The sequence below is a fragment of the Candidatus Thiodiazotropha sp. AKIB8 genome, from assembly GCF_058244675.1.
The window spans coordinates 23323-40997 of sequence record NZ_JBSYOO010000052.1 but is presented as its reverse complement, the minus strand read 5'-3'; the positions used below and the strand labels follow the sequence as shown (position 1 = coordinate 40997).

Here is a 17675-nt window from a genome sequence, read left to right as displayed (position 1 = left end):
ACCACTCTCCCGCCAATGATAAGGCGGGGAAGTGGTCTGATCTTTTATCAAGCAGTATTATCGGTTGCTATGCCACTCTGCATATCCTTTGGCAAATTCATTCAATTCCTCTTCAGGTATAAGAGTGTCAAACCGATGTGGTTGTGCGGCCTTGAATCCATGTTTTTCTGCCAGTCCGGTGATGTAAGCCGCTTCCTTCTGGGTCAGAATCTGACCAATGCTGTGATCCCCCTCTGCTGACTCCAGAGCCAGGAGGATGGTTTCACCCAGGCATCCCCAGCAGACGCCTGGTGGGAGACCCATCGCACTAAACTCCACGGGGTCTGGAAGTTCGACCAGACCGCCATCAAAGATGAGTGCTTTGGAATTCCGCCCCGCGTCGTCGGAGACGTTTGGTGGTCGAGCTACATCGCAGACGATAGACCAGTCTCTGAGATGATGGGCTTTGATAATGGCAGTATCAGAGTTTGTTGCCGCGACGATGATGTCAACGTCTTTCAAGCCTTTGTCGAGATCTGTTGTTATTTGGATAGGGAGTTCATTGTGCATACGTCGAACAGCGCTCGCGACTGAGCCGTTTTTGGCCTCGTTCATTGCTGCTGCGATATCACAACGCAATGAGCGAACTAACTCACCATCACTCTCTTTACTATGAAACCCATTCGGTCCAAGCTCATCATCGTTCAGCAAGTCACTATATATCTCATCGGCAATGGCCTGGCAGCGCTCGACTGCATCGGTATTCGAGGCGTTGCCAACGAGAACCAATGAACCGATCTTATCTGCAATCATCAGTGAAACAAGCCGTCCAATGGCGCCAGTAGCTCCAACAACAGCGACCCGTGCCTGACTGAGATCGACATCCACACGCTTAGTGATCTCTTCGATTCCGGCAACGGCCAATACCGAAGTTAATGTGTTACCACTGGTAACCCAGGCATCCTTCCCGGCAAGTACCTGGTTGCTCTGATTGGCAAGGGTGGAGCCACCCTGGCTGACGATAGAGGTGAACCCTCCCAGTCCAACGATGGATGAACCACGTCTGGCCGCCATTTTCTTGGCACGCTCAAGCATGTACATTGTCTCTTTTCGGCCGATCGAAACCATATCCTTTGGGATCATTGGCAGAAACATCAGCCATCCTTCTGAGACCTTCCCCGTTTTCGATTGAACCCCTTCAATATGGTGTACGAAACCTGGTCCTACTCCTCGACTCCACTTGCGCAATTTTTCCATCTGTTCCGAGGTGAACTGCTCGAATGAAGGATCGGCATCGATGAAATCATGTTCATGCATATAGTGAACGACGAAGGAGAACTGACTGCCTGGTTTGTTCCTGTCATACTCACGGGATGGGGCGAGCTGGCGCTGTTGAGATTTTTCGTAACGTTTGCCACCTTTAACGACACGCAGCGTTTTGCCTACGAACGTCTTGACAATGTGATGGAAGTCTCTGCGATCCAGGGCATCGCACATGCAATCAAGAGCATTGATGACGTAGTCTATTTCGGTGCGGCCGACAGAGAATGGTGGCTGTAGCCTCAATGTATGAGAGCTGTTGAAGGCGGGAGCCGTGACAATTTTATGTGCATTGAACAGGTATGAGCTGAAAGCAGCGATCAGACCCTCATTCATGCTGAAGAATGTCATCGAGCCGGAGCCATCCCCAGGCTCGAATGGATAAAACTCCAAGCCGGCCATAAATCCTTTACCGCGAACTGTTTTGATTACTTTTGGATAACTCTCTTGCAGTGCCTGTAGGCGACTGGCTAGATACTCGCCGTTTTCAGCAACGTTTTTGATGATCTGTTGGTTGTCACGCTGAAGAATCTCAATCACCTTGGTTGCGACACGACAGGCGAGGTTGTTGTTTGCGTAGGTGGAGCTGTGTAGTTGGCCGAACTCATCATCCCAGGTATCGGGTGTGGTAATGCAGGCCCCAATCGGGATCAAGCCACCACTGAGGGTTTTAGCAAGGGTCATGATGTCTGGTGCTCCAGCATCCTCAGGGAGTCCGAACATCTTTCCGGTTCGTCCAAGCCCGGTTTGAATCTCGTCCAGGATAGTAAGCACGCCATGGGATCGGCATAGCTTAAAAGCCTCAGCCAGATAGCCGGGAGGGGCAGCTACGACTCCGCCTTCCCCCTGGATAGGCTCAACGATGAATGCGGCAATATCATCCTGACTCTGGGCCAGACGCTGTTTGAGCGCATCGATATCCCCAAAGGGAACATAGTCAAAATTCTCTACTGGTGCGCCGAACGGTTTCTGATATAAGTCCCGACCTGTTGCAGAGAGTGCGCCTAATGTTTTACCGTGAAAACCGTTGGTGGTTGAAAGTATGATCTGCCGACCAGTACGCGCACGAGCCAGCTTAATGGCCGCTTCCACAGCTTCCGCGCCACTATTAGTGAAGACACAAACATTCAAATCCCCTGGTGTTATCTCGGCCAGCTTGGCTGAGAGTTCCTGTGCTGCGATGGGCATCAGAGGCTGAATCATGGTTGGAAGTTGTTCCCGCTGAGCTTGCATACATGCATCCCAAAGTTCTGGGTGGTTATGCCCCAGGGATACAGCGCCATATTGGGAGAGGAAGTCGATATATTCACCGCCTTCTGCATCAAAAAGTTGATGGCCAAGGCCGCGTACCAAAGGCTTATCAAGGCGAAACGCCTTCAAAAGTTCAGAGCGTGTGGGGTTGAATACCCCAGCCGATTCAGTTTCTGAGGCTTCGTTATCTGAGCCACCAAGCAGCTTTCTGATAGCGGCACGTTTTTCTTCGAGTGAAAGGCCACCGAAAGTAGGTGTTGTTGTATTCATTGTAGATATTCTCCGAGTATTCTATGTACCAGGTAAAAAGTTGGAAGTGGTGGGGGGAGTACTCCCCCCACTTGCCGAATTTAAGCTACGGCCTCTTCCTTCTTATCTACGTCGTTTACAGACTCTTCACTTGATATATTGCTGCTGCCATCACCATCATGAGGGATCTTCATGTGGTCGAGCAGCACTCCTGCCAGCTCAAAAATGCTGCCACTTCGCACCAGCTCAAGTACCGGGATATCGACACCGAACTTTGTTGAAACGCCATACTGCAACTCGACGGCCATCAAAGAGTCGATACCCATGTCAGATAGAGGCATGTTGATGTCGATCTTGTTGGCAGGTTTGTGCATCGTTTCAGAGACGAGTTCCACCACCATCAAAGCCAGCATTTCGTTGCGATCACCTGGTTCGATGGAAAGCAAGGCAGCACGTACTTTACCCGCTTCAGCATTTTTCCCAGACGACTTGGCTCCAACCACATAGGCCAGACTCGGAATGGCGGAGGAGGCTGGATTGAGCTGTCCCCATTTCGCCCAGTTCATGTCCATAAAGCCCAACTGGGTTCTGTCATCCCATAGTGCCAGAGCCATTGCTGCACAAGCATCGGCAGGAGTTATGGCATTGATGCCAGCTCTCGCCAGTTGTTCGAAAACAATGGCGTCCTGGGCTACCATGCCGACCTCAGCAAGTGCGCCCCAGTTAACACTGGTTGCAGGGAGTCCCTGCGCTCTTCTGTATTCCGCCAATGAATCGAGGAATACATTTGCCGCAACATAGTTGCCCTGACCGGGATTACCCATCAGTGCAGAGACTGATGAGAACAGCACGAAGTGATCTAAAGGTATATCGGCTGTATGTTTGTGTAGCAACCAAGCGCCACGAGCCTTTGGTGCCGCTACTTTGCGTAGTCTGGCCTCATCGAGATTGGCCAAAATGGCATCGTCAAGGACGGCCGCAGCGTGCATGACACCTTTCAGTGGAGGCATCGACTGGGCCAGGCTATCGAACATCGAAACGATATCCTCTTCTTTGCCCATATCAGCGCAGACTACACTCACTTTGACGCCCTGCTTCTGCAGATCTTTGACTGTGTTTTTAGCAATCTCCGTCTTAGCACCGCTTCTACCCACGAGGGCCAGGTTGCGCGCACCTTCAGTCACCATCCACTTCGCGATCTCCAGGCCAAAACCGCCCAATCCACCAGTAATGAGATAGGTCGCGTCAGGTTTCAGTAGTGTCCCTGTCTCTTTCAGAGGTGCGACCTCAACACCTTCAAGATCGTCGAAATCGATAACGATTTTGCCGATCTGTTTAGCCTGCGCCATAAACTTGAAGGCATCGGCAATCTGGGATGCAGGAAAAACGGTAACCGGTGTTGGTTTCAGATCCTTAGAGTGGAATAGCGCCCAGACTTTGTCGAACAGTCCATCCAGCACTTCAGGACTCTCACCCATGAATCGATCGAGATCGATGGCTGTATAACTGAGGTTGCGGTTGAAAGCCAACATCGGCATGCGGATGTTCTGCACGATGTCACGCTTACCGATTTCGATGAATCGGCCAAGTGGCGCCATGACTTGCAAACTTTTAATGATAGTCTCTTTGGAAAGTGAGTTGAGAACTACATTAACCCCTTTGCCGTTTGTCACTTTCTTGATCTGCTCTGAGAAATCCAGAGTACGAGAGTTGAAGATATGCTCAACGCCAATCGAACGGAGGTATTCCCGTTTTTCTTCACTGCCAACAGTAGCGATAACGGTTGCCCCAAGCCATTGTGCGATTTGTATGGCAGCCAGTCCAACGCCTCCCGCTGCGGCATGAATGAGTACCGTCTCACCTTTACGCAGACGGGCGACATCATTCAAAGCGTAATACGCGGTCAAGAAAATCGTCGGTATGCTGGCGCTGTCAGTGATACTCATCAACGGTGATGCAGGAACAGCAAACAGGTCTTTCACAGCAACAGTGATGTGAGAGCTGAATGAGTCGCGGAAGCCACCAACCAGCATATCACCAACCTTATACTCAGTGACGCCTTCACCCACGGCCACGATTTCAGCTGTTCCCTCCATGCCGAGGCTGGTCTGATGGAAAGTTGATTCGAGCGCTGCTTCTGGCAGCATGCCCAGGGTTTTCAAAATGTCTTTGAAGTTCATTGCAGCGGCGTGCATACGCAGCTCAATCTCTCCTGGCCCAGGTGCGCGACGGCGGATCTGCTCGTAATAGAGGGACTCGAATCGTCCCAATGCGCCTATCTTTACGCGAAATGCACCAGCCTCCTCAACTGAAAGCATCTCATCTTTCTTCTCCTCCTCATCCTCTTTCTTTGAGCGTGCCAGTGGTGTCAGTCTGTGTACGTAGCGTACCTCTCCACGCAACGCCACATCGGACTCCAGGTTATCGCTCAACAGTTCATTGGTGAGTGCTTGAACACTTTCAGCTGTGGCAGCAGGATCAAGGTCAATCACTGTACAGCGAAGGTGTGGTAGTTCACTGAGTGCTGTTCTGGCAAGACCGACGAGATAGGCCTGCCCAAGGGCTGGGCCCTCTTCATCGCCGATATGCTGGGCGCCCCGGGTAATCACATAGACTCTTTTTGGAGCCTGCTCCGGTTCATGACTGGCGAGTGCCTGCACGAGTTGCAAAAACTCTACATGCGCAGTGCCTTCACTTGGGTCATTCTCGGCCTTGTCGTTGAGACCCCACAGGTAGACGATGCGGGACTCTGCATCTGCCTGCTTCAGACTCTGCTCGAAGGGAAGTGACTCTTCTCCCTCAGTTTCAGAGCTGCTGCTATCAGTAGTATTCAATAAGGCTGGTGTTGGAATCTGCTCGATTTCCTTTACCCCAGCCTCACTCAGCTTACTGGATAGTTCGCTGGCAATCCCCACTTCGTCTGAGAACAGCAGCCATTTACCCTCGGGTGGAGAGATCTTAGCTGGTTCGGCTTCCTCCCATGTCATTACGTAGGAACAGCTTTCCAGGTATTTAGCACGGTGCTCCTTAAGTGAGACCAGGGACTGTAAACGCACCCCTTGTACTTCAGCAACCACCGCCCCATCGCTGTCGCAAATCATGATTTCACCGAAGATACGATCTTCAGATTGTTCGACAATGCGACCATAACTCCAGCACCGCCCATGCAGACGTTTGTGATATGAAATCCGCTTAATGCCTACGGGTACGAATGTACGTTTGTCGGAAGGATCCCAATCAAGTCCGGCAATCAGAGATTGCAAAGCGGCGTCTAACACCACCGGGTGCAGATGATAGGCTGACTCACTGCTCTGATCGCTCAATGGTTCAATTTCAGAGAGTACTTCCCCGTCACCCCGCCATAGATTTCGGATTCTCTGAAACATAGGTCCGTATTGCAGACCGTGTTCGCTTAAGCGTGAGTAGAGTTTTTCCGTGTCTACAGTGGTACTGCACCGGAGCTGAATCTCTTCCATGGGGATAGGCTCAGCAGCTAGCGGTGGAGAATTTAAAATTCGTCCATTGGCATGAAGCGTCCAGTTCCAACCATCTTCCTCCCTTCGTGTATAGATATGATATTCACTTTTATCTTCATCGAAGGTTGCTCTTAGAATCGGCTCACCCTTGCCCTGAAGCATCAGGGCGCGTTGGAACTCGATATCTTCAAGTGTCCCGGATTCGCTGTCGTTAATCAGTGACTGAATGGCGAGTCCCTGCTCAATGTAGCCTGCTGCTGGAAATATGACTGCCCCTTCAACGATGTGATCTTCCACATAGGAGGTCATTTCTCGATTCAGTTCACTCTGCCAGGTTGGTGTAGGGGCAAACGACCGCAGACCAAGCAGTGGATGATCAACCTCACCGGTACGGTCATGTTTCGATACGATGGTTTCGTTCCAGTAAAGCTCTCTCTGCCAGGCATAGGTTGGTAATTTTACATAGCTGGCACCTTTTCCGGTCACCGCCCGCCAGTCAACTGAATAGCCATTGACATGCAATCCACCCAGGGCGAGCAATATCATGGTTCGCTCGTCGGATTCACGCTTCAGAGTAGATATCACAATCTCCGGTTTTCCCTGGCTCCTGACAGCCTCCTTGATTGATCCACCAAGAACAGGATGGGGACCCACTTCGAGGAATGCCTCAGAACCTGCGCTAAGGATTTCTCCGATTGCCTTGGCAAACAGCACAGGCTTGCGGATGTTGTCGCACCAGTAATTGGCATCTAAATCGGGACCTTCTACCAGTGCACCTGTGACTGTAGAGTAGAGTGGGGTAGTCGGAGTTTGCGGTTTGATATCCTTCAGTGCTTCAATCATATCCGCTTTCAATGGTTCCATCTGTGGGCTGTGGTAAGCCACCTCCACACGGAGAAAACGGTTGAAGATTTGCTTTTCCGTCAGTGATTCGGCCACAGAGGCAAGTGCATCTGAATCACCCGACAGGGTGACAGCAGTGGCGCCGTTCACAGCGGCAATTGAAATAAGATCTGATTTGTCTTCGATCAAAGCGATAGCTTCATCGGCACTGAGCCCGACTGCCAACATTTTACCTTGTCCGGCAGCGCTCTGTTGCAGGCGGCTCCGATGGTAGCTGACACGAACGGCATCTTCGAGACTGAGTGCGCCAGAGACATAAGCAGCACTTACTTCACCCACACTGTGGCCAACGATGACTGAGGGTTCAACACCCCAGGAGCGCAATAGATCATTGAGTGCGACCTGAAGTAGGAAATTAGCAGGCTGGGCTATCTGGGTCTCCTCTATCCTCGACTCCGACTCTTCCGCTTGCATCTCGTTCAGAATCGACCATCCAGCGAGAGACTGGAAGATGTTGTCTATGGCCTTGGCTGTTTCGCGGAAGACAGGTTCACTCTCGAAAAGCTCGTGGCCCATCGCCCACCATTGTGGACCCATGCCGCTAAAAACGAAGACAGGCTTACTCTGCGAACGTGTCTGGCTTCTTCCAACACATGATTGAGAGCTGATCCCTGACTCGGCATAGTCGAGAAGTTCGGTTTCCAACTCTTCCAGTGATGATGCGACGATGGCCAGACGGTGTTCATGGTGTGCACGGCGAACGGCAGATGAAAACGAGATATTATGAAGTGCAGGGACATCATTAGATGAAAGGAATTTAACATAGGATTGAGCAAGTTCGGTCAGCGCTGCTGGATCCCGTGCGGAAAGCGTAAGAATTTCTGCTTGTTGTTCAGGCCGGGTGGTATCATCATCCAGCATAACCTGGGTTGGCGCACGTTCAAGGATTACATGGGCATTGGTTCCGCCATAGCCAAAGGAGTTGATGCCGACATAGACTGGTCGGTCATCCTCAGGTAACTTCTCCTTTGCTCGCGGTAGGCGAATGCCAAGGTCATCAAAGGGAATATTTGGGTTAGGTTCAATCAGATTGGCCTGTGGTGGAACCTCATTGTTTTTTAGACACAGTGATGCTTTAACCAGGCCAGCCACGCCAGCCCCAGCCTCAAGATGGCCAATCGTCGCCTTGACGGATCCCACCAGACACTGCTCATCACCTTTCCTGCCGGCACCTATGGTTCGTCCCAGTACGCCAGCTTCGACAGTGTCACCCACTGTGGTGCCGGTTCCATGGGCTTCGACATAGCGAACATCCTTGAAAGGCACGCCACTTTTCGTATAGACATCACGGATCAGATTCTCCTGTGACTCTGGATTTGGCACGGTAATGCCATCGGTCCGACCATCCTGGTTGACACCAGTGGCACGGATAAGGGAGTAGATATGGTCACCGTCGCGTTGAGCGCTTGAAAGTGGTTTGATGAGTACCATACCGGCACCTTCTCCGCGTGCATAACCATCCGCCCTTGAGTCAAAACTTTTACTGCGTCCATCACGGGAAAGAAAATGTCCTTTGGACATCAGCGTTGGGTACTCAGGACAGATCATAACGTTTGCACCACCAACCAAGGCAGCGGAACATTCACCTCGCCAGATCGCATGACATGCCAGATGGGTGGCCACCAGGGAAGAGGAGCAAGCGGTATCTAAGGTGAAGCTTGGTCCACGCAGATCAAAGCAATATGAAATCCTGTTAGCGATCATGGTCATAGATGCGCCAGTGGCAGAGTTTGTTCCGCTGGTGGATCTGTTTAGCGGACTCATCTGCAAGAGCATGCTATCGAGGGTAAAAGCGCCACAATAGACACCTGTGTTTGATCCGGCGAGATCAGCCGAAGAGATGCCAGCATCCTCCATGGCCTCCCAGGCTGCTTCCATAAGAAGCCGTTGTTGGGGATCTATATATATAGCTTCGCGAGGAGATATACCAAAGAAAGCGGCGTCGAACTTATCTATGGGTTCCTTAAGAAATCCGCCCTGTTTGACATACATCTTTCCTGGTGTGCCAACATCTGAGCTGTAGTAGCGGTCGATATTCCACCTTTCAGGGGGGACATCACAGATTGCGTCTAAACCTGTTCCAAGCATCTTCCAGAATTCGTCAGGGGTAGTAGATCCGCCAGGATAGCGGCAGCCAATGCCTACAATCGCAAGGGGTTCATGTAATTGTGTTGATGTTAAAGCTGAATCGGTGATGACTGATTCTGAATTAAATGGTTGATTGGTGTTCATCTTGTACCTCGTTTCCCTTTTCTTTCAATGATGAAGGAATTTTTATGGTTTTTTTAAATTCCTGAATTCAAAGCGCCTTGGTTTTCAATATCTTTCAGATTGAAAGCCATTGATTATTCGGTATTAAGGATTTTTTCTGAATAAGTATGTGTGTCGCTTTATTCAATGAAAAATAATAATAGTTGCATTGTCTGTATGATAGATCCGCAACCTTATATTTATATTGCTTTGTTTAATCTGATTGTGCTGAGTGCTTGTTTGTTAATCAATGATGATTGACAAGCGAAAAGTAATTGGCTCTTGCCAGATAGAAAGTATCATAAAAGTTTTTCTCTTCTTAAAATAGTTGTCCATAAAAAACCTAAATCTAGATTTATTCTAAGAATAACTTTAGATTTAAGTTGATTGTCCCAGAGGTGTTGTCTTCCATGAGTGTTTCTTGATCTTTGGTGTTAGTCACATCAGCAAACCATTAAGTATTGGGCTAAGAATTAATTGTTGATTTCCATTTATCATATATAGTCTGAGATTCATGCTTTTTCGGCAGCGATTCTATTCGCATAAAATTATTTATATATTGATGTGGATCAAACAATATGAATTTAAATATTAAGGGTATCTTGATAAACAAAGTCTTACTAATACTGATCTCAATCTCTACATGGTTTTCTGTATCAGATTGTCTGCAATAAAAAGTAATATTTTTCAATCATGATGGTAAAAGTGTGGTGTTTTTGTCTGTGTTAATTTAATATTTAGAGAAATAAATCCTGCTTAAACATATTGTTATTTATTTCTTAAAATACTGGAACTATTCTTAGAGTAATTCTAGAAACGAGATTTATATATATCTATCGGGTAGAGATTATGCTTATGTTGGCAGAGAGTGTTTGTTAATGATTTAGCTTAACTGTTCATTATAATTACAGAGCAGATCATGATAGGTGTATGGGAATGTAATAAGGCTAAAATAACTTTGTTTGGAATATTCAATATGTAGTTTCTTTGAGGCCTCTATTGTTGTCTTTTTCTTTAATTCTGAGCATCGTTACAAAGGTGGATTGATTTGAATTAGAGCTATTATTTCTTTCTGGATAGCAGATACTATTTTTTGTTTTTATGGGTATCTTATTCGCGATTAGTGTGTGTCTTAAAAAGAAATAAGGGGAGGGGTTTGTTGCTGTTTTACCCTATCTTGTGGGGCATGGTTCCAGCCTGCGATATTTAGCTAATCAGCAAATGAATTTTTAAATTATTTCTATCTCATGCTTTAGTACATGAGGATTAATGTCATTGCCAGTGTACAGTGAGTTGCAGGCCGATATAGTCTTTAACGATTGGGTCGACTCTCTGACGATAGGGGTCATTCCATTGCATGTTGTCCAGCGTTCCGAAGTTTGGGCTGCGATAGAAAGAGCGTAGTTCCAGTTCACTATCATTCTCAATAAAACCATCCACTACGCTGTTGAGGGAACCTAGTGGATCAGTCAGGACGAGAACGGTTTTATCCCAAAAGCTGAAGGATGACTGGCTCTTAATCTCCCGTCGGGTGTCTTCGAAATACCATCCCAACAACGATCCTACACCTGGTGTGAAAATCATATCTTGAATCGAAACGGGTTCGAACAGTGCCTCAAGTCCAAATTCATAGATTGCTGAAAGGGTAAAGGAGTACCAGAACGCACCAGTTTCACTGAGTCCACGTTCCCTGCCACGGGTATAATAGGTCATGCCCCAGTAGGGATGGAGGATATAGTTGATATACCACTCATCAGGATCCCAGCGGGGGTGAGTTACATTTTCCCACCATTTACTAACTGTATAGTCCTCTTTCTGTTCGTCTGTCCAGGCGGAGATATCTTCAGGAAGGACATAGAGCAGACCTACGATAAAGAACTGGTAACCGAAAAAATAGGCCGCATCCTTTTTAAGGCCGGGATAGTCTTCCGGGCTGTTATCATTGAGTTCTCTGCCGAATCCGTAGGGCCGGTCGATCTTTTCCTCTGGGCTATTCAAGGCGAGGGTTTTTGTCAGCCCATACGTGGAGGCATGCGCGAAAAGTGATTTACGCTCCAGTTCAGTCTCGTAAAATGAGACCGGACTTGTTGGCAGCCAATCTTTGCTATAGGCAGATGATGAGAACAGAACAGTGATGATCAGAGGGAGAATAGAGCGAAACACTAATCCGGTGTTGGTTAAGTCTGATTGTCTCATCACATTGTTCATACAGGAAAAATTCGTGGTTAAGCTAGAGCCGCTTCGATTAGTGTTAGCAGGCCCTAGTCTGTTTTGCTTCGACTAACATACCTGTCTGGCAAGATTATGATTCTCAGCAGCGGTTATATAATCGAAGGTGATTCTCATTGGCCACAGAGAGGAGTATCTGAAGAGCCAAAGGGCGCGATTATAGCGGATTGATGAAATAGAGCCCACTAGTTCTTCATGGGCATGGTGATTAATTTGTTTTGCGTAGGTTTTCCAGGTTATTAAGTACTCGCTGGGCTCGTTGAATCTTATCTTTTGCTCGTTGATCCTGGGGGTCGAGGGCCAGAGCAGCACGCCAGGTTGCCTTAGCGCTTTCAATTTCACCATCCCTGTATAGGCGATCTCCTGCGCTGAGCAGGTTCTCGATATACCTTTCAAGCTGCATATTGACCCTATTCAGCATCTCCTTGGCTTTCGCGTTTTTGGGTGCATCTTTCAGAATCGCCTTGAGGGTGTTTTTTGCATCTCTCAGCTGGCCGCTCTCTGATAGTCTGCTGGCCTCGGCAAGTCGCTTGTTCATTCGCTTGCTCCAGCGTTTTTGGCGATTCGTCTTCTCTTTTTTCTCCAGCGCCTTCTTGTTTTGGCTCTGCTCCCTCAGCAAATGGTCCATCAGGTTTTGATCAGAATCATCCAGCTCAAGGGAGAGGGCGATGCTCAGGCAATCCTTGGCCAGAGCATTGTTTCGTTTATAGTGGCGCCAGCCACATTCGGAGAGGGCTCTGCGCATACTCTGTAGTTGGGCTCTAGTCTGGGTCAACAACTGCTCATATTGAGGATTTGAACTGGATTTGGTGAGCTTTTCCAGGATAGGCAATTGATTCTTCAGGGCAGAGGTATTACTGATCAGAAGCTGGTCGTTCAGCTCCTCTTCTATAACCTTCTGTTGCCCACGAAGGTTTTTCAGTTCATTGATGTAGCTTTGGTTCTTATTCTTTCCGAGACTGGCTTCGTTAAGCAGCTGAATTGCTTCACTATAACGCCCTTTGGCTACCAGTTGACGGCTGTAATTCAGAGAATCCTCCTCGACAGGTGCAGGGGGTTCTCGGGTTTCGAGCAGCTGGCATCCGCTTAGGAGTATCTGACAGAAGCAGAGTGTGTAAATGCTTAGTGAGGAGTTCATCCAGAGTGTTTATTCAAAATATAGGCCATAGTGCGCATCAACCATTGACCAAATTCTCGCGATGGTGTTCCCGCGATTGAGGGGGTGACGAGATGCTTTTTACCCCTGATCTTTAATTCAGGTTGTTGGTGCAGTTCCACCATCTCACTGACTCCTGGGAATTCTGCTGTGGTCTGACTCATCATAATGCCATCTGCCGGAGCTGCGCCACACAAGCGAGAAGCCAGGTTTACACTATCTCCCACAACGGTGTACTCCAATCTATCAGGAATGCCGATATTGCCCGCAAGCATGACACCACTGTTGATGCCGATGCGAAGCATTATCGGCTCTTTGCCCTCTTGTCTGCGCTGTTTGTTGATATGGCGGACCAGGGCTTGAATCAACCAGGCACAGCGTACCGCTTGCAGGCCATGTTCCATATCCGCTTCCGGCACTCCAAACAGGATCATAGCACTGTCACCGATGAATTTATCCACCACGCCGCGGCAGCGGTGTGCTGCTTCAGCAATAACACCGAGATAGAGATTGAGTAATGAGGCCACCTCATCCGCTGGCAGGTCCTCTGAGAGCTGAGTAAAACCGACAATGTCACAGAACAGTACACTCCCAACCATCTCCTGGTTGGCCAGTCGGGGCTGGGAGAGATTGGAGAGGATCTTGTCCGCAACAACCGGGGAGACATAACGGGACAGGGCGTCCTCGACCTGACGCTTTTCCAGCATGCCCGCTGACATTCGTTCGAAATGGGCATAGACCTGGCCTATCTCATCCTTTCGCTTTTCATCACCCTCGAAGATCATCAGACCCGCTTCAGGGTGTTGCAGGCCTGCCTGGGCGAGTAGGGTGATGGGGCGGCTCAGGCGCTTACTCAATACATAGGAGAGGATGCCTGCGATTAGAATCAGACCGATGGTGGCAAAGCTGATAATGCGTATGGTTCGTTCCTGATTGCGGTCGAGGAATGCCCGATCGAGGGTGATCATTGCATGACCCGCAATGACATCCCGGAAGTTTATGGGACTGAAAAAGGTGATTGCCGGGTGTCGTCTGTTATCCTCGTCCCGCCAGGACCAGATCATCGGTGTAAGCTCATCGGCGGTGGGCAGCTGATGCGGTACATTTCCGGAAATGACCCAGTTTTTATCTGTGGGTACGATTGCAGCACCCACGACATTGTCATTCTGGGTCTGGCGGCTTACCAGGCCTTGCAGGTTGAATTGATCATCAGCCAGCAGTGGTTCACTGGCAGAGTGTGCCAACTGCTCAACCAGAACCTCACCGAAACCCTTGACTTCCCGCATATGGAAGCTGGTCTGCTGAGTTATCAGGAACCAGCCGAGTATACCCATGACCAGTGTGATCAGGGTGCCAATATAGATCGTCCATTTGATGGAGATCGGTACAGGCGCTTTGCGAAATAGTCTAACCAGCCAGTTTATCAAGTCGATGATCCAATATATTCAGAAGGAGTAGTACGTGTTTATATTGGTATGATTATTGCGCTTGGGGTGTCCAAGGGAGTGAGATTATAACCTCATTTATTGATGCTGTCGCAGCAAGTTGTCGAGAATGGGTCAGGCCACACGTTTAATATGCTGCATCAGTCTCGCTGAGATCTCCTCAATAGACATAGAAGTTGTCTCAAGATATGGGATGTTATAGTGCTTAAACAGACCTTCAGCCAACTTTACCTCCATCTTGCACTGCTCCAGAGAGGAGTAGCGTCGGCCTGGGCGTCTCTCCTGACGTATACGTTGCAGTTGATGGGGGTCGATGGTCAGGCCATACAGTTTGTCCCGATAGGTTGTCAGGGTTTTGGGTAGTAGATCGCTGTGCAGGTCGTCGTCGGTAAGGGGATAGTTGGCAGCCAGAATACTGTGTTGGAGACCTAAAAACAGGCAGGTTGGGGTTTTTCCACTGCGTGAAACGCCAACCAGTATCAGGTCTGCTGTCTCGTAGTTTTTAGTGATTGCACCATCGTCATTGTTGAGCGCAAAATTGACGGCATGGATGCGTTGATCATAGGCGCGCCCGTTATTTGTTGTATGAAATCTGCCCAAGGCATGGGAGGAGGGCAGCTTCAGCTCATCTTCCAAGCGAACAGTGAAGGTTTCGAAAAAATCCATTACCGGTACATCGAGGGTCTTGAAATAGTCCCGGATCGAAGGATCAACCAGTGTTGTAAAGACAATCGGTTTCTGACCAGATTCAATGGTTGTCTGATTGATTCGCTCAGCGACCCGTCTGGCTTTATCAAGGTTGTCGATGAACGGCCAATGTACCGTCTCATACTCAAATCCATCAAATTGACTCAGCAGAGAGCGTCCCATTGCTTCGACGGTGATGCCTGTATGGTCAGCCAGGAAATAGACAGTGCGCTTCATCGGATTTTCTATTCAAGCAAAAGAGGGGTGAGATTGCGAAACCATTTCAACTGGGGGGGCATGCCCCCCCAGAGGTTGGACTAGCTTTTCACGCCAGCCAATAGTCGCCATGTATCGATAACAGTATCGGGGTTGAGTGATATGCTGGCAATTTTCTGTTCAACCAGCCATTCGGCGAGATCGGGGTAGTCAGATGGCCCCTGGCCACAGATACCCACATACTTACCCGCTTTATTACAGGCTTGAATGGCCATGCTGAGCATCTTCTTTACGGCTGGGTTGCGTTCATCAAAGCTGCCTGCAACCAGTCCGGAATCCCGGTCAAGTCCCAGGGTCAACTGGGTCATGTCATTGGAGCCGATAGAGAAACCATCAAAATACTCCAGGAACTCATCAGCCAGAACCGCGTTCGACGGCAATTCACACATCATGATTACACGAAGGTCATTTTCACCCCGTTTAAGACCATTCTCTGCCAGTAGATGCATCACACCTGCGGCCTCATCCAAGGTGCGAACAAATGGAATCATGATCTCCACATTGGTGAAGCCCATCTCTTCCCGAACCCGCTTGAGTGCCCGGCATTCAAGCTCGAAACAGGGTCTGAAACTCTCAGAGATATAACGAGAGGCACCACGGAAGCCGATCATCGGATTCTCTTCAGAGGGCTCATAGAGCTTACCGCCGATCAGGTTGGCGTACTCATTGGATTTGAAATCTGACATACGCACGATTACCGGCTTGCCTTCAAAGGCGGCAGCCAGTGTGGAGATACCTTCCACCAATTTCTCTACATAAAACTCAACAGGATCGTCGTATCCGTCCATCTGCTCCTGAGCTTTGGCCTTGATATCCTCCGGTAGACTTCCGAACTCCATCAGAGCGCGGGGATGGACACCAATGGTGGTATTGATGATGAATTCCAGACGCGCCAGACCGATGCCGCCATTGGGAATACGGCTGAAGGCAAAGGCGCGGCTCGGATTGGCCACATTCATCATGATCTTCACCGGGGCTTCCGGCAGACTGGTGACATCCCCTTGAGTAACTGAAAATTTCAGCAAACCTTCGTAGATGAAACCGTCATCGCCTTCAGCACAGGAGACCGTTACTTCCTGGCCTTCCTGCAGGATTTCAGTGGCGTCATTACAACCTACTACCGCAGGGATGCCCAACTCACGGGCGATAATCGCTGCATGGCAGGTACGTCCGCCACGATTGGTGACAATGGCTGAGGCTTTTTTCATCACCGGCTCCCAGTCAGGGTCGGTCATGTCAGTAACCAGCACATCACCGGCTTCGACTTTGGCCATCTCGCTGGAGTCATTGATGACCTTGGCCACACCACTACCGATACGCTGTCCGATAGCACGACCCTGAGCCAATACCTTGCCACCACTCTGCTCTAATTTAAAGCGTTCCACTGAAGCGGTGTCGACCCGACTCTCAACAGTTTCAGGGCGGGCCTGAAGAATGTAGAGCTGACCATCATTGCCATCCAGGCCCCATTCGATATCCATCGGGCGTTGATAGTGTTTTTCGATGGTAACGGCCATCTTGGCAAGACTTTCGATCTGTTCACTGGTGAGCGAGAATTGGCGCTGATCCTGTTGATCCACATCGACTGTCTTGACCCGCTCTTCACCCGCCTCACCATACACCATCTTGATCGCTTTGCTGCCTAGATTACGACGCAGAATGGCGGGTCTGCCTGCCTCAATATTACCCTTATGGACATAGAACTCATCAGGATTCACTGCACCCTGAACTACTGTTTCTCCCAGACCATAAGAGCTGGTGATGAATACTGCATCCTTGAATCCGGACTCTGTATCGAGGGTAAACATAACACCGGCAGATCCGATATCCGAACGTACCATTCGCTGTATGCCCGCTGAAAGAGCGACATCCTCATGGGCGAAGCCCTGATGAACCCGATAGGAGATAGCCCTGTCATTATAGAGCGAAGCGAATACCTCTTTGATGGCGATCAGCACACTCTCCAGTCCATCGACATTCAGAAAGGTCTCTTGTTGACCGGCAAATGAGGCATCGGGCAGATCTTCAGCTGTCGCAGAAGAGCGGACTGCCACGGAAGGCACTGCATCTGCAGCACCGCTTAGCTTTTTGTATGCAGCAGTGACCGCATTCTCCAGCTCTTCGGGAAAATCAGCTTCCACCACCCATTCACGGATTGTCTTGCCCGCTTCAGCAAGCGCAGTTACGTCACTTACATCAAGCTGCTGCAACAATGGGTCGATTCTCTCTGCAAGCCGGTTATGGCGCAGAAATTCGCGAAAGGCATGTGCCGTGGTGGCAAAGCCACCGGGTACAGAAACTCCGGCATCTGCCAGACCGCTGATCATCTCACCCAAGGAGGCGTTTTTACCGCCAACCTGATCAACATCGCCCATTTTCAGGTTTTCGAACCAGATTATTTGTTCATTCACCGCTTGCCCTCGGCTTTTAGATTGGTTGGATGGCTCATTCATT

7 protein-coding genes are annotated in these 17675 nt (G+C 49.3%); all 7 read right to left on the bottom strand.

Features of this window, described 5'->3' with window-relative positions; translation table 11 throughout:
* Window positions 1-57: 57 nt before the first annotated feature.
* The 7 genes from AC4IFB_RS19515 to ppsA all read right to left on the bottom strand — a co-directional run bounded on the left by AC4IFB_RS19515 (window position 58) and on the right by ppsA (window position 17632).
* Window positions 58-2820 carry an aminotransferase class III-fold pyridoxal phosphate-dependent enzyme gene (locus AC4IFB_RS19515; RefSeq protein WP_490781049.1) on the bottom strand — a complete coding sequence of 921 codons (2763 nt, stop codon included), beginning with the start codon at window positions 2818-2820 and terminating at the stop codon, window positions 58-60.
* 80 nt (window positions 2821-2900) lie between these two features.
* Window positions 2901-9410: an SDR family NAD(P)-dependent oxidoreductase gene (locus tag AC4IFB_RS19510; RefSeq protein ID WP_490781048.1), complete on the bottom strand. Its 6510-nt coding sequence runs from the start codon at window positions 9408-9410 to the stop codon at window positions 2901-2903.
* A 1290-nt stretch (window positions 9411-10700) separates the two neighbouring features.
* Window positions 10701-11624 carry a DUF3943 domain-containing protein gene (locus tag AC4IFB_RS19505; protein ID WP_490777437.1) on the bottom strand — a complete coding sequence of 308 codons (924 nt, stop codon included), beginning with the start codon at window positions 11622-11624 and terminating at the stop codon, window positions 10701-10703.
* Between the two features lie 241 nt (window positions 11625-11865).
* A complete protein-coding gene (locus AC4IFB_RS19500; RefSeq protein WP_490781047.1) occupies window positions 11866-12795 on the bottom strand; it encodes a tetratricopeptide repeat protein in 930 nt (309 codons plus the stop codon).
* Entirely contained in the window at window positions 12792-14240 is a 1449-nt protein-coding gene (locus tag AC4IFB_RS19495; protein ID WP_490777435.1) for an adenylate/guanylate cyclase domain-containing protein, read from the bottom strand. The genes AC4IFB_RS19500 and AC4IFB_RS19495 overlap by 4 nt, the downstream gene beginning before the upstream one ends.
* Before the next feature lie 132 nt (window positions 14241-14372).
* A complete protein-coding gene (gene ppsR, locus AC4IFB_RS19490) occupies window positions 14373-15182 on the bottom strand; it encodes a posphoenolpyruvate synthetase regulatory kinase/phosphorylase PpsR (RefSeq protein ID WP_490777434.1) in 810 nt (269 codons plus the stop codon).
* Between the two features lie 80 nt (window positions 15183-15262).
* The gene (gene ppsA, locus AC4IFB_RS19485) at window positions 15263-17632 is read right to left on the bottom strand and encodes a phosphoenolpyruvate synthase (RefSeq protein ID WP_490781070.1); all 2370 of its coding nucleotides are present in this window, start codon (window positions 17630-17632) and stop codon (window positions 15263-15265) included.
* Window positions 17633-17675 lie beyond the last annotated feature (43 nt).